General features: G+C 65.6%; 13 protein-coding genes. 2 read left to right on the top strand and 11 right to left on the bottom strand.

The window, feature by feature from the left end; genetic code table 11:
• Positions 1-147: 147 nt before the first annotated feature.
• From rseP to AWJ14_RS15435, 8 genes are all read right to left on the bottom strand, one after another.
• Positions 148-1,281, bottom strand: coding sequence for an RIP metalloprotease RseP (gene rseP, locus AWJ14_RS15400; protein WP_066181027.1), 1,134 nt, complete (start codon positions 1,279-1,281; stop codon positions 148-150).
• Positions 1,282-1,356: 75 nt separating this feature from the next.
• Positions 1,357-2,193: a phosphatidate cytidylyltransferase gene (locus AWJ14_RS15405; protein ID WP_066181030.1), complete on the bottom strand. Its 837-nt coding sequence runs from the start codon at positions 2,191-2,193 to the stop codon at positions 1,357-1,359.
• The gene (locus AWJ14_RS15410; protein ID WP_280949318.1) at positions 2,193-2,948 is read right to left on the bottom strand and encodes an isoprenyl transferase; all 756 of its coding nucleotides are present in this window, start codon (positions 2,946-2,948) and stop codon (positions 2,193-2,195) included. The genes AWJ14_RS15405 and AWJ14_RS15410 overlap by 1 nt, the downstream gene beginning before the upstream one ends.
• A gap of 26 nt (positions 2,949-2,974) precedes the next feature.
• Positions 2,975-3,535, bottom strand: coding sequence for a ribosome recycling factor (frr, locus tag AWJ14_RS15415; protein WP_066181036.1), 561 nt, complete (start codon positions 3,533-3,535; stop codon positions 2,975-2,977).
• 63 nt (positions 3,536-3,598) lie between these two features.
• Positions 3,599-4,321 carry a UMP kinase gene (pyrH, locus tag AWJ14_RS15420; protein ID WP_066181040.1) on the bottom strand — a complete coding sequence of 241 codons (723 nt, stop codon included), beginning with the start codon at positions 4,319-4,321 and terminating at the stop codon, positions 3,599-3,601.
• A gap of 109 nt (positions 4,322-4,430) precedes the next feature.
• A complete protein-coding gene (gene tsf / locus AWJ14_RS15425) occupies positions 4,431-5,354 on the bottom strand; it encodes a translation elongation factor Ts (protein ID WP_066181045.1) in 924 nt (307 codons plus the stop codon).
• 156 nt (positions 5,355-5,510) lie between these two features.
• A complete protein-coding gene (rpsB, locus tag AWJ14_RS15430; protein ID WP_066181048.1) occupies positions 5,511-6,290 on the bottom strand; it encodes a 30S ribosomal protein S2 in 780 nt (259 codons plus the stop codon).
• 228 nt (positions 6,291-6,518) lie between these two features.
• Positions 6,519-7,085, bottom strand: coding sequence for a recombinase family protein (locus AWJ14_RS15435; RefSeq protein WP_066181051.1), 567 nt, complete (start codon positions 7,083-7,085; stop codon positions 6,519-6,521).
• A 219-nt stretch (positions 7,086-7,304) separates the two neighbouring features.
• Here AWJ14_RS15435 and AWJ14_RS15440 point away from each other — a divergent pair, with 219 nt between their 5' ends.
• A complete protein-coding gene (locus tag AWJ14_RS15440; protein ID WP_066181054.1) occupies positions 7,305-8,729 on the top strand; it encodes an NCS1 family nucleobase:cation symporter-1 in 1,425 nt (474 codons plus the stop codon).
• 109 nt (positions 8,730-8,838) lie between these two features.
• Here the strand turns inward: AWJ14_RS15440 and AWJ14_RS15445 are convergent, their stop codons facing one another.
• Positions 8,839-10,143, bottom strand: a complete 1,305-nt coding sequence (locus tag AWJ14_RS15445; RefSeq protein ID WP_066181057.1) for an Hsp70 family protein — start codon at positions 10,141-10,143, stop codon at positions 8,839-8,841.
• Between the two features lie 188 nt (positions 10,144-10,331).
• Complete coding sequence (locus AWJ14_RS15450; protein ID WP_066181060.1) at positions 10,332-11,396, bottom strand: sodium-dependent bicarbonate transport family permease; 1,065 nt, start codon at positions 11,394-11,396, stop codon at positions 10,332-10,334.
• 142 nt (positions 11,397-11,538) lie between these two features.
• Here AWJ14_RS15450 and AWJ14_RS15455 point away from each other — a divergent pair, with 142 nt between their 5' ends.
• Positions 11,539-12,399, top strand: coding sequence for a LysR family transcriptional regulator (locus AWJ14_RS15455; protein ID WP_066181064.1), 861 nt, complete (start codon positions 11,539-11,541; stop codon positions 12,397-12,399).
• A 28-nt stretch (positions 12,400-12,427) separates the two neighbouring features.
• Here the strand turns inward: AWJ14_RS15455 and AWJ14_RS15460 are convergent, their stop codons facing one another.
• Positions 12,428-13,237: a cell envelope integrity EipB family protein gene (locus tag AWJ14_RS15460; protein ID WP_066181708.1), complete on the bottom strand. Its 810-nt coding sequence runs from the start codon at positions 13,235-13,237 to the stop codon at positions 12,428-12,430.
• Between the last annotated feature and the right edge of the window lie 114 nt (positions 13,238-13,351).

Genomic DNA, 13,351 nt, shown 5'->3' on the forward strand with positions numbered 1-13,351 from the left:
CATGACTTGAGCCCGTTTTACCCGCTTTTCATACACAAGCAAGGGACGGAGTTAATTTCTGTTTACTTCGCTCCACAGCGTGGCGCTTTGGACACGCCAGAGCCGTTTCAAGGTTAATGGACGGTTAGCATGGCTCCCCGCCGGATTTCAACCGATCAGCATGGTGACATCGTTCCATGTCGCAAAAATCATCAGCGCCAGTACGATCGACAAGCCGACACGATAGGCCCATTCCTGCGCCGCCTCCCCCGGAGGCCGGCCGCGGACCGCCTCAATGGCGTAAAAGACCAGATGGCCGCCGTCAAGCATCGGCACGGGCATCAGGTTGAGAAGTCCGATCGACACCGACAGCACCGCCGCAAGCCGGATCAGCGCGGACAGTCCGACCGTCGACATGTCCTTGGAATATTTCGCGACCCGGATCGGCCCGCCGAGCTGGTCGGGCTTTTCCCGGCCGGAAATGATGTTGCCGATATAGCCGAAGGTGCGGGTGACGATGTACCAACTTTGTGCAGCCCCCTCGCCCACGGCCTCCAGCGGGCCGTATTCGCGCAGGCGGGAATTGCCGGCCTCGTCATTGGTGATCACGCCGATGCGGCCGACCTCCATCTTGTTGCCGAAACCGTCGGAGATTTCGGTGCGCACCGGGGTCAGCGTCAGATCGACCATTGCACCGTCCCGATCCATGGTGACGGTGATCGGCTGCTCCGGACGCACGCTCACATAGCGCTGCACATCGTCAAACAATTCGACCTTGACCCCGTCGATGGCGACGAAGCGGTCGCCCGGCAGGATGCCCGCGGCTTCGGCGGCGCTGCCGGGCTGGACGGCGGCCACCACCGGATCGGAGATCATGCGGCCGTTGAGGGCGAAGAAGACGGCGAAAATCGCGATCGCCAGAATGAAATTGGCAATCGGGCCGGCTGCCACGGTGGCGGCGCGGCGCCACAGCGCGGCATTGGGGAAGGACCGGGCGCGGTCGGCATCGCTCAACACCGCCTCGCCCGCCCCGCTCGGCATGCTGGCCGCGTTCTCGTCGCCGAGGAATTTGACATAGCCGCCGAGCGGAATCAGCGACACCCGCCAATGGGTGCCGTGGCGGTCGGTGCGGCCGAACAGTTCCGGCCCGAAGCCGACCGAGAACACCTCGGCCTTGATGCCGCACCAGCGGCCGACCAGGTAGTGCCCGAGTTCGTGGAAGAAGACGACGATGGTCAGGACCAGCAGGAACGGCGGCAAGGCGCTCAGGATGCTGCCGGCCGAGGAAGTCAGGAATTCCATGAGGTCGTTTCCTTTCATGACGCGAGAGGGGACAGGAAGCCCCTGGTCAGGCGCCACGCGCCGAATCGCAGCGTATTATAGGCCGAGCAACCTTGCCGCAAGCTCGTCCGCGCCCCCCGCGGGGCCGGCCACCGGCAGCAGATTGCCCAATACAAAGGCTGCGAATGCGGCAAATACAAGACCGTCAACCCGGTCCATGACGCCGCCATGACCGGGAATGATGTGGCCCGAATCCTTGGCGCCGAAGCGCCGCTTGACCCAGGATTCGAACAGGTCGCCGAGCACCGAGGCGATCACCAGCACGAGCGCGATCAGCGGGACGGCGACGCCGCCGCCCTGGCGAATGGCAAGCGCGGTGCCGACGCCGGCGCCGACCCCCGCGGCCGCACCGCAGATCGCCCCCGACCAGGTCTTGCCGGGCGAGATCCGCGGCGCCAGTTTCGGCCCGCCGAGCGCACGGCCGCAAAACAGCGCCATGGTGTCGGCGGTCCAGACGATGGCATAGATGAAGAGCATGGCGAACAGGCCGGACAGCCCGTCGCCCCGGATCTCGGCCAGCGCCAGCCCCGAAAACCCCGCATAGAGCACCGCCGTGGCCGACCACAGGCCGCCGCCGCGCCGGACGCCGGCAAAACTTGCGCCACCGGCGCCGATCAGGATCGCCGCCAGCGCCATCGAGGGCAGTCCGGTGAGGATGAAGACGGCGGTTGCCAGCACCGCCAGCCAGCCGATCGCATTGGCGAGCGGCGCCTTCAGCGACGCCTCGGCCATGGTGGTGAACTCGTAGTGCACGATCACCATGATGATGACGGCGAGACTGCGGAACCAGACGCCGCCGGCCCAGGTGGCCGCCAGCACGGCGACGCCGAGCACGAGGGCGGAGGCGATCCGCAGCCGCAATTCGCGCGACATCAGGAACCGACCGCGATTTCAGGCGCCTCGACCGCACCGAACCGCCGGTCGCGGCGGCTGTATTCGGCCAGCGCCTCGTAGAACGCCTTGCGGTCGAAATCCGGCCACAGGCACGGCATGAACACGAATTCCGAATAGGCCGCCTGCCACAACAGGAAATTGGACAGGCGCTGCTCGCCGCTGGTGCGGATGACCAGATCCGGATCGGGAATGCCGGTGGTGTCGATATAGGTCGACAGCGTCGCCTCGCTGACATGGGCGGGGTCGATCCGGCCCGAGCGCACGGCTTCCGCGATCGAGCGGACGGCGCGGGTCAGCTCGTTGCGGGCGCCGTAGTTGAAGGCGATGATCAGCGTCACGCCGGTGTTGTTGCGGGTGCGCTCCTCCGCCTCGTCGAGCAGCGCGCGGATATCGGGCTGCACGGTGTCGCGGCAGCCGATCACCTTGATGCAGACATTCTCGCGGTGCAGATCGGCAAGGTCCCTGCGGATGAAGAACCTGAGGATGCCCATCAGGTCGGAGACCTCTTCCTGCGGCCTGTTCCAGTTCTCCGAGGAGAAGGCGAACAGCGTCAGATAGCCGATATTGGCCTCGGCCGCGGTACGGACCGCTTCACGCACGCGCTCGACACCGGCGCGATGGCCGGCGGTTCGGGGCAGACCGCGCGCACGGGCCCAACGGCCGTTGCCATCCATGATGATGGCAACATGCCGGGGTAAGGACAGAGGACTTTCGTGTCGCATCGCTTGGGCCATTTCCCGAGTTGTTGCACGAGTCGCGCCTAAACCTGCATGATTTCCTTTTCCTTATCGACCAGCAAGTGGTCGATTTCGGCAATCTTCTCGTCGGTCATCTTCTGCACGACATCGGCTTCGCGGCGATGATCGTCCTGGCTGATGTCGCCGTCCTTCTCCGCCTTCTTGAGCGAATCCATGCCGTCGCGGCGCACGTTGCGCACGGCGATGCGGGCATTTTCGGCATAGGTATGCGACACCTTGACCAGCTGCTTGCGCCGTTCCTCGTTGAGTTCGGGCAGCGGGATGCGCAGGTTCTGGCCGTCGATGATCGGGTTGAGGCCCAGATTGGCCTCGCGGATGCCGCGGTCGACGGCGCCGACCATCTGCTTGTCCCACACGGAGACGCCGAGCATGCGCGGCTCGGGCACGGTCACGTTGGCGACCTGGTTGAGCGGCACGCGGCTGCCATAGGCCTCGACCATCACCGGATCGAGCACGTTGGCCGACGCGCGACCGGTGCGCAACGATGCGATGTCGCTCTTGAAGGCGGTGATCGCCCCTTCCATGCGACGTTTGAGTTCCTTGAGATCAACGCCTTCACTCATCGCCAGTCCTTCCTGCAGTTTACTGCTGTCAATGCGCTGGCAGCGTCTCGCGCCGCCGACGGATTAATGATCGCGAACGATCGTCGCGCGGCCTTCGCCGACCATGATCCTGGCGAATGCGCCCTTTTCGTGGATCGAAAAAACGACAATCGGAATCGAGTTCTCGCGCGCCAGCGCGACGGCTGCGACATCCATGACGGCAAGCCCCTTGTCGAGCACTTCGTCATGGGTGAGCGTATCGAACCGGGTGGCGTCGGGATGGAGCTTGGGGTCGGCCGAATAGATGCCGTCGACCTGGGTGCCCTTGAGGATGGCCTCGGCGCCCATTTCCGCGGCGCGCAGCGCGGCGGCGGAATCGGTGGTGAAGAAGGGGTTGCCGGTGCCGCCGGCGAAGATCACCACACGGCCCTTTTCAAGATGGTGCTGGGCCGCGCGCTGGGAAAAGCTCTGGCAGATCTCGGGCATGGAAATGGCCGACAGCACCTCGGTGGTGATGCCGAGCTTGCGCAGCGAGGTGGCGAGCGCGAGCGCGTTGATGACGGTGGCGAGCATGCCCATGTGGTCGCCCGTCACCCGGTCGCCGCCCTTGGAGGCCACCGCGACGCCGCGGAAGATGTTGCCGCCGCCCACGACTACGCCCACTTCCACGCCCATGGCGCGCACTTCGGCGATATCGGCGGCGATGCGGTCGGACACGGTGACGTCGATGCCGAAGCCCTGGCTCCCCATCAGGGCTTCGCCCGAGCATTTGAGGAGAACGCGCTTGAAGAGGGGCTTGGCTGTCATGGGGGTATCCGTATTTTTGTTCAGGCCCGGATACACGAAGGGCACCGCGTTGTCACGCGATGCCCTTGCGGTTTTTCCACAAAGCGCGCCCCGCGGCGCGCGGCGGGCCTCAGCCCTTGACGGCGGCGGCCACTTCCGCGGCGAAGTCGCTTTCTTCTTTCTCGATGCCTTCACCGAGCTGGAAGCGCACGAAGGCAGCGATCTCGACCGGTGCGCCGGCCTGTTCGGCGGAGGCCTTGACGGCTTCGCCGACGGTCTGGTCGGGGTTCATGACGAAAGCCTGCGACAGCAGCGCCACTTCCTCGTAGAACTTGCGCATGCGGCCTTCGACCATCTTCTCGATGATCGCATCGGGCTTGCCCGATTCGCGGGCCTGCTCGATGAACACGTTGCGCTCGCGGTCGGCGACGGCGGGATCGACATCGGCGGAGGTGAGCGCCAGCGGGTTGGTGGCGGCGATGTGCATGGCGACCTGGCGGCCGATGGCGTTGAGCGCTTCGGCATTGCCGGTCGACTTGACGGCGACGATGACGCCGAGCTTGCCGAGGCCGTCGGCGACGGCATTGTGCACATAGGTGGCGACGACGCCGTCATCGACCGACAGCTTGGCGGCGCGACGGAAGCTCATGTTCTCGCCGATATGGGCGATGGCGTCCTTGACGGTCTCGGTGACCGACTTGCCCGACGACGGCACGGTGGCGGCGGCGACGGCTTCGGCCGAACCATCGGTGCCGAGCGCGACCTGGGCGATCGAGCGGGCGAGATCCTGGAAGGCGTCATTGCGGGCCACGAAGTCGGTCTCGGAGTTGACCTCGACGACGACCGCGCTCTTGCCTTCGGAGGCAACGGCGATCAGGCCTTCGGCGGCGGTACGGCCCGACTTCTTGTCGGCCTTGGCGATGCCCTTGGCGCGCAGCCAGTCGATGGCGGCTTCCATGTCGCCATTGGTTTCGGCCAGCGCCTTCTTGCAGTCCATCATGCCTGCGCCGGTCTTGTCGCGCAGCTCTTTCACCATTGCAGCGGTAATGCTCATAGCAGCCTCTTCATTCTTGATGCGTGCGGGCGGGCCCTGAAGGCGAAACCGACACCGGCGACGCTTTTCGGCATGTCGACCATGCCATTGAAATGTGACAGCCCGGCAAAGCGCAGCGGCTCGGCCGGGCCGGTTGTGTCCGAAACCCGGGGCCTATCAGGCCTTGGCGGCTTCTTCGGCAGGCGCGTCTGCGAGAGCCGGCTCGACCGGAGCCTCCATGGCGCCGAGATCGACGCCCGCGGCACCCTGCTGGCGGGCAATGCCGTCGATGCAGGCGCGGCTGATCAGGTCGCAGTAGAGCGAGATCGCACGCGACGCGTCGTCATTGCCCGGGATCGGGTAGTCGACGACGTCGGGATCGCAGTTGGAGTCGATGATGGCGACCACCGGAATGCCGAGACGCTTGGCTTCCTGGATGGCGATGCCTTCCTTGTTGGTGTCGATCACGAACATCAGGTCGGGGGTGCCGCCCATGTCGCGGATGCCGCCCAGCGCGCGGTTGAGCTTTTCGCGCTCGCGCTCGAGGTTGAGGCGTTCCTTCTTGGTGAAGCCCGAGGCTTCGGCCGCCAGGATCTCGTCGAGCTTGCGCAGGCGCTGGATCGAGTGCGAAATCGTCTTCCAGTTGGTCAGCATGCCGCCGAGCCAGCGGGCGTTGACGTAGTACTGCGCCGAACGGGCGGCAGCATCGGCAACGATTTCGGAGGCCTGACGCTTGGTGCCGACGAACAGCACGCGGCCGCCGCGGGACACGGTGTCGGAGACCAGCTTCAATGCCTGATTGAGCATCGGAACGGTCTGGCCGAGATCGAGAATGTGCAGATTGTTGCGTGCGCCGAAGATGTAGGGCTTCATTTTCGGGTTCCAGCGGTGAGTCTGGTGGCCGAAGTGAACGCCTGCCTCAAGCAGCTGACGCATGGAAAAATCAGGCAATGCCATGCCTTGTACTCCTGTTTCCGGTTGAACCTCCGCAGGGCGTGAGCGCGTGTGCGCCACCGGCGGACTGGTCCGGATTTCTCCCGGATCACCCCATGCCCCACGTGTGGAATGCGGCCCGCTTACAGGCAAAGCCGCCCTATTGCAAGCGCGAAGCGCCGGAAAACGCCGCAATCCGGGGGATCGGCCGGGTTTCGCCCCCGCCCCTGCCCGCGCCGGCGCCGCCGGGCGTCAATCGGAGACCGGGCTGTTGCCGCTCTTCAGCCGCGAGATCGTCGAGCGGCTGACGCCGAGCAGACGGCCGATCGCGGCCGCGGACTTGCCGACCTTGAGAAGCGCGAGCGCCTTCTGCCGCTGTTCGCGCGACAGTTTCTGCGGCCGGCCGGCCGTCACCCCGAAGGTCCTGGGGCGATCCTCCTCGACCCGGCTCTGGATGTCGGCGACGGCGAGTTCGAATTCGATCAGGCCGCGGATGGTTTCGACCACGCGGTCCCCGCCCCGGGTGCGGGTATCGACCCAGGGTTCCGCGAGCGAGCGAAAATAGGCGCCCTTGCGTTTGATCTTCTCGAGCAGCACCAGCAGGTCGGCGGGCGAGTCGGCAAGCGAGGTGAGCCGCGTGGCGATCACCGTGTCACCGGGCGAGACATGGGCGAGAAAGGCCTCGAAGCGCTCTTCGGCGCTTGCATCGGGCAGCATCGCGTCGCTCCAGACCTTGGCGCAGCCCTGGGCTTCGAGCTGGGACAGCTGCACCTCGCTCTGATACCATTTCGTCGACACCCTGGCATATCCGATCTTCACCCGTCTCCCCCGCTCCGGATCTGCTGTCCCGCTGCCCTGTCAGGCGACTGGCAAGACAAGACCGGCAAGACAAGAATAGCAGTTGACAATCTGCACGCCATTACGGACGTTATTTTGCACGGTATAATGCGCGGGGTGTACTATGGCAAATCGGCGCGCCCCGGGTAACCGTACCAAACATTATTCCAAGAGGGGAAGTACAATGAGAGGGGCACTGCAATGAGCGAAGACCTGGAGGTCAAAAACCACGAACCAAGCCTTTACAACGAGGACCTGCGGCCGATTCCGGTGAAGGAACGGACCTGGGGCTGGTTCGAAATTTTCAATGTCTGGGCCAACGACGTGCAGAGCCTGTTCGGCTACACGCTCGCGGCCTCGCTGTTCCTGAGCTATGGCCTCAACGGCTGGACCGTGTTCGCCGCGATCATGGTAGCGGGCTTCTTCGTGATGTGGCTCGTCAACCTGATGGGCGAGCCGAGCGTGAAATACGGCATTCCCTTTCCGGTGATGGCTCGTTCCAGCATGGGCATCCGCGGCGCCAACCTGCCGGCGGTGCTGCGCGCGATCGTGGCGATCTTCTGGTACGGCGCACAGACCTATTTCGCCTCCACCGCCGTGGCGTTGCTGCTCAAGGCGCTGTTCGGCGGCTCCGGCGAAGCGCTCTTCCTCGGCCTTGGCGGGCTCGACTGGGTCGCCTTCCTGATGGTCTGGCTGTTCCAGATCTGGCTGTTCTGGAACGGCATCGAGTGGATCACCAAGTTCCTCAACTTCGCCGGCCCCTTCGTCTATGCGGTAATGATCATCCTCGCCGGCGTGATCTGGTGGAAGGCGGGTCCGGGCCTGTTCGCCGAACTCGGCACCATCTTCCAGGGCACCGGCAGCTATGAGGGCAGCGCATTCACCGCCTTCCTCGCCATCGTCGGCACGATGATCGCCTATTTCGCGGCCGTCGTGATCAATTACGGCGACTTTTCCCGCTTCGTCAAAACCCAGGGCGAGATGAAGAAGGGCAATTTCACCGGCCTGCCGCTCAACATCGCCTTCTTCTCGGCGATCGCGCTCGTGGTCACCGCGGGCACCGTGGCGATCTGGGGCGAGGCGCTGACCAACCCGACCGACATCATCGCGCGGGTGGATTCGCTGCCGCTCACCCTGATCGCCGCGATCATGTTCTTCGCCGCGACCGTGGGCATCAACCTGGTGGCGAATTTCATCCCGCCGGCCTATGACCTGGCCAATCTCTATCCCAGCAAGATCAATTTCCGGATCGGCGGCCTGATCACCTCGGGCTTTGCGCTGGTGATCGGCGGGCTCTGGGTCTCGGTCATCAGCCAGATCGGAATCTTCAATTTCGTCAATACGCTGGGCGCGATTCTTGCACCGATTTATGGGATAATGATCGTCGACTACTACATGATCAAGCACGGAAAGCTCGACATCCAGAACCTGTTCTCGGCCGATCCCGCAGGCAAGTACTACTACGACAACGGCTGGAACAAGCGGGCGCTGATCGCCTTCGCGCTGACCTCGCTGTTTTCGGTCGCCACCGTCTGGGCGCCGTCGCTTGAGTTCCTCTCGGGCTTCTCCTGGGTGATCGGCGCGGTGCTGGGCGGCGCGGTCTATTACGCGGTCACCAAGAAATAACCCGGGACCACCCGGTCGCATCTTCAACAAGACAAAGGGGCGTGCCGACGGGACGCCCCTTTTGCGTGCCGGTTGGCCTGCGCCAGCGCAATGCCGGAATCTTCGCGGGTCAGGCCGCGGCCGGCACCGTCCAGCGGTCGATGTCGTCGCGCTCGCCGATCAGCGCCAGGCCATGGGCGATCGAGATCAGTTCGCCGCCGCTTTCGATGCGCGAGCCGTCGAAGCGCTCGGTGAAGATCCGCCGCACGGCCGGCACGAAGGAGGTGCCGCCGGTCAGGAAGATCCGGTCGACCGCACCGGGCGGGGTTCGGGTCTCGTCCAGCACGGTTTCGAGCGCGTCTGCGATCCGTGCGAGATCCGGGGCGATCCAGGTTTCGAAATCGCCGCGGCTGACCTGCATCTTCCCGGCCCGGCCGAGCGGGGCAAAGTCGAATGCCGCCTCCTCCCCGCTCGACAGCGCCATCTTGGTGGCCGACACGGCCTGGTGCAACCGGAAGCCCTCGTCGTGGTCGACGAGATCGATGAACAGCTCGAGTTTGTCCGGCTCCACCGCCTGGCGCACCAGCGCCTTGAGATCCGCATATTCGCGGGTGGTGCGGAAGATCGAGAGCTGATTCCAGCGCGCGAAGTTGCGATAGTAGCTGTCGGGCACGTCGAGCTGCTTGCCGAAGCTAAGGAAGCGGCTGCCCTTGCCGATGGCCGGCGCCACCAGATGGTCGATCAGCCGGGCGTCGAACTGGTCGCCGGCAATGCCCACCCCGGATTGCCCGAGCGGGACGATGCGCATGCGGCCGGCTTCCGTCTCGAACCGGATCAGCGAAAAGTCGCTGGTGCCGCCCCCGAAATCGGCCACCAGCACGGTGGCATCCTGCGTGAGCTGGCGGGCGAAATAGAAGGCGGCGGCGACCGGCTCATAGACGTAATGCAGCTCCGCGAAGCCGAGCCGGGCGAGCGCCTCGCCATAGCGGCGCATGGCGAGCGCGGGATCGGGATTGGCGCCGGCGAACTCCACCGGCCTCCCTGCGACCACGCGGCGGACCGAGGACGGCCAGGCCTCGCCGGCATAGGCTTCGAGCCGGCGCAGAAACACCTCCATCAGATCCTCGAACCCGAAGCGCCGGGCGTGCACCAGGGTGCCCTGAAACAGCGGCGAGGCGGCAAAGGTCTTGATCGACTGGAGATAACGGCACTCGCCGGGATTGGCGATGAAGGTCTCGATCGCCGCCTGCCCGGCCTCGACCCGCAGCGCGCTCGCGCCGAGCTGCGGGTCCTTCATGAAGGAGAGCGCGGTGCGCATGGTGTCGGTCGCACCCGAGGGCGCGTCAAAGCCGATCGACTGCGTCTGCCCGCCGGCATCCGCCTGCGCGAGCACCGTGTTGGTCGTGCCGAAATCGAGGCCGAGCGCGATCGCCATGGCAGGCGTCTCCCTGAGTGTCCGGTGGATGAGGCGGTGAACGCGGCCTCGCGCAAACACGGCGGGCCACGCCGGCCTCATGCCACAGCGTCGGGTGCCGTGTCCACCCGCGCTCCCGGAACCGGTGCGCCCGCCCGCGGGGAGGTCCCCGCGGCCGGGCGCCGGCATCGGGCGGAGGGCCGGCGCCATCAGTTGCCGATCATCAGCTCCGCAAGCGCCATGAACAGCGGGATGGAGAGGATGGCGACCGGGGTGCCAAGGCCGGTCGAAGCGCCGACATAGGCGGACGGGTTGGCCTCGGGCAGCGCACCGCGCAGGGTCGGCGGGCCGGAGATGTCCGAGCTCGAGGCCGCCATGACGGCAAGCAGCGTGACCCCGCCGGCGGAGAAACCGGTCAGGTGATGGGCGACCAGCCCAAGGCCGAAGCCCATCAGCCCGTGCACCAGCGGCGCGGCGATGGCGTAGCCGATATAGGCATGGGCCACCTTTTTCAGCTCCGCGAGCCGCGCCCAGGCCTCCATGCCCATGATCAGCATCAGGATCGACAACAGCCCGTGAAACAGCGGCTGGTAGAAGCTCTCGAAGATCGCATCGGGCCGCGCGAAAAGGCCGATCGCCAGGCCGATCAGCAGCGCGGAGATGGCCGGGCTGCGGACCGTGTCGGAGACGATCGCCCGCACGATGTCGCCGTCGACCCCGCCCGGGGCCCGGGGCCCTGCCCCGAGCGTCATGACGCCGGCGCCGCCGGAGGCCGCGACCATGGCCGTGCGCCGGGCGGCCCCCATGCGCGCAACCACGATGGCGGTGACCAGCGCGGCGATGTCCATGAACGGGTAAAGCGCGCCGATGAAGCCCTCATAGGCCACGCCCGCGGCATCGAGCGAGGCCATGCCTGCGGCGAGCGTGGAGGCGGACACCGCGCCGAACAGGCCGGCGGTCGCCATCGCGTCCATGTGCGAGACGCCGGGCCAGAGCGCGAGCGTGCGCCCGCCCAGAAGCACGATGCCGATGCCGAGCGCGGCGGCACAGAGGGCCGGCACCGCCAGCGCCATCAGGTCGGCTTCGCGGACCGAAATGCCGGCGCTGAGGCCGACCTTGAGCAGGAGCAGCATGACGACGAAGGCATAGACCGGCTGCGGCACTTCGAGCTTGCTGCCGAACGCGGCGAGCAGCATGCCGCCTATCAGGAAGGCAAGCGTCGGCTTTTGGAATTGCGAGAGCAATTGAGAGAAAAGGTCAATCAGGTAATCCATGTCCGTGTCCCCTTGGTTGGTCGGTGCGGGGGATATGGCGCATGCGGCTGAAAATAAAAAATATATGTTTTTGAAGTTTTCGTTCTTATTTATAGAATGAATGCAGCGGCGCCCGCCGCGACAAACCCAGCCGGAGCCGGACATGGACACGCTCAACTACCATCACCTGCGCTATTTCCGGGAGGTGGCGCTGGACGGCAACCTGACGCGCACGGCCGCACGCGTGAACCTCGCCCAATCGGCGCTGTCGAGCCAGATCCGCACGCTCGAAGACCGGCTCGGTCATCCGCTGTTCGAGCGGATCGGCCGCAAGCTGGTGCTGACCGAAGTCGGGCGCATCGTGCTCGACCATGCGGACCGGATCTTCCGCACCGGCGAGGAACTGGTGGCCACGCTCGAGCGCGCCGGCGATGCCCTGCCCCCGCTCCGGGTCGGGGCGCTGTCGACGCTGTCGCGCAATTTCCAGCTCGGGTTCTTGCGGCCCGTGCTCGGCACCGACGCCGACGTGATCCTGAAATCGGGCAGCGCGAGCGTGCTGCTCGAGGCGCTGAAGGCGCTGGCGCTCGACGTGGTGCTGACAACGGAGCCGCCCTCCGAGCTCGGCGGCGGCGATTTCACCGCCCACCGCATCGCCGAGCAGACGGTCGGGCTGCACGGCATGCGGGCGCGGCTGCAGCATCCGACCCTGCGCGATCTCCTGGCGAAGGAACCGCTGATCGTGCCCACCGAAAGCTCGATCCGCACCGGCTTCGAAAGCCTCGTCTCCCGGCTCGGCATCACGCCGCGCATCGCCGCCGATGTCGACGACATGGCCATGGTCCGGCTGCTCGCGCGCGAGGATGTGGGACTGGCGGTGGCGCCCGCCGTGGTGCTGGCCGACGAGATCGCCGCCGGGCTGATCGAGACCGCGGACTTCGACCTGGAAATCGTCGAGGGCTTCTACGCGGTCACCGTAAGGCGCAATTTCCCCCACCCGTTGCTCGCGGGCCTGATCGGCCGCTGATCACCGAGCGGAGAGAGGAACCGGCGCCCTAGTCCTTGCAGGGCGCCGCCTCGTACATGTCGAGCTGGGCGAGCTGGCCTTCCAGAACGAAATCGCCGTAATCCATGGTCAGGTCGCGGGTCACGCCGTTTTCGTAGAGCTTGAAGGCGATGGAGTAGACCGGCAGGCCGTCGCCCTCCGAATTTTCCTCGAAATAGGACATCGACACCGGCCAATAGGCCTGGTCGCCAAGCGCGCCGGCCTTCTTGGCCTCCGCATCATTGCTGTCGGCCTTCTCCTTTTCGCCCACGATCGTGGTCGTCAGCATCGCCCGGTCGCCCTCGTCGGACCCGTCATAGATGCGCGATTCGTAGAAGCGCTCGCCGGCCCGGGCCTTGTCGATCATCTCGATCATGTGTTCGGTCGGAAAATGGGCGGCGGGAATGTCGAGCTCCAGCTTCTCGGGCTGCACCAGCTTGACCTCGAGTTCGTTGCCATCGGCCTCCGCCGAGCCGCGGATCTCGTGATCGAGCTGCTGATTGACGAAGGAACGGGTCACGAACCGGAAGGTCTGGTTGCGGATGTCCTCGAAGGTGGTGGTCTGCTGGTCGGTGATCCGGGACTCGTCGCCCGTGGCGATTTCGGTGACGAAGCGGAAGCTCACCGTGTAGCCTTCGCAGGCGGAACCGCCGAACTCGTAGACCATGCGCCCGACCATGCCGGAGATGCCGGAGCGCTCGGAAGCTTCCTTGAGCGTCAGGTCATAGACGGCGCGGTGGGCGACAAGCGCTGCCGAACCGACACGGCCCGCGGTCCCTGCACCGGCAAGAGCAGGCGAGACGGACGGTGTGAGCGCCATCGCGGTAAGCGACGCGACAAGCAGCATGCGCATATCGGGTTTTCTCCTGTTGAATCTTTTGCCAATGATATATGACCGGCTAGGGCAAAAGCGAGGCGGAAATTGCGATCGGCG

This window comes from Parahoeflea olei (assembly GCF_001703635.1).
GTDB lineage: Bacteria > Pseudomonadota > Alphaproteobacteria > Rhizobiales > Rhizobiaceae > Hoeflea > Hoeflea olei.

What these genes read in the sequence shown, in the direction of transcription:
- rpsB (WP_066181048.1), bottom strand. Translation starts at nt 6,290, where the DNA reads ATGGCATTGCCTGATTTTTCCATGCGTCAGCTGCTTGAGGCAGGCGTT.
- tsf (WP_066181045.1), bottom strand. Translation starts at nt 5,354, where the DNA reads ATGAGCATTACCGCTGCAATGGTGAAAGAGCTGCGCGACAAGACCGGC.
- AWJ14_RS15445 (WP_066181057.1), bottom strand. Translation starts at nt 10,143, where the DNA reads ATGGCGATCGCGCTCGGCCTCGATTTCGGCACGACCAACACGGTGCTC.
- rseP (WP_066181027.1), bottom strand. Translation starts at nt 1,281, where the DNA reads ATGGAATTCCTGACTTCCTCGGCCGGCAGCATCCTGAGCGCCTTGCCG.
- AWJ14_RS15450 (WP_066181060.1), bottom strand. Translation starts at nt 11,396, where the DNA reads ATGGATTACCTGATTGACCTTTTCTCTCAATTGCTCTCGCAATTCCAA.
- AWJ14_RS15455 (WP_066181064.1), top strand. Translation starts at nt 11,539, where the DNA reads ATGGACACGCTCAACTACCATCACCTGCGCTATTTCCGGGAGGTGGCG.
- pyrH (WP_066181040.1), bottom strand. Translation starts at nt 4,321, where the DNA reads ATGACAGCCAAGCCCCTCTTCAAGCGCGTTCTCCTCAAATGCTCGGGC.
- frr (WP_066181036.1), bottom strand. Translation starts at nt 3,535, where the DNA reads ATGAGTGAAGGCGTTGATCTCAAGGAACTCAAACGTCGCATGGAAGGG.
- AWJ14_RS15410 (WP_280949318.1), bottom strand. Translation starts at nt 2,948, where the DNA reads ATGGCCCAAGCGATGCGACACGAAAGTCCTCTGTCCTTACCCCGGCAT.
- AWJ14_RS15405 (WP_066181030.1), bottom strand. Translation starts at nt 2,193, where the DNA reads ATGTCGCGCGAATTGCGGCTGCGGATCGCCTCCGCCCTCGTGCTCGGC.
- AWJ14_RS15440 (WP_066181054.1), top strand. Translation starts at nt 7,305, where the DNA reads ATGAGCGAAGACCTGGAGGTCAAAAACCACGAACCAAGCCTTTACAAC.
- AWJ14_RS15460 (WP_066181708.1), bottom strand. Translation starts at nt 13,237, where the DNA reads ATGGCGCTCACACCGTCCGTCTCGCCTGCTCTTGCCGGTGCAGGGACC.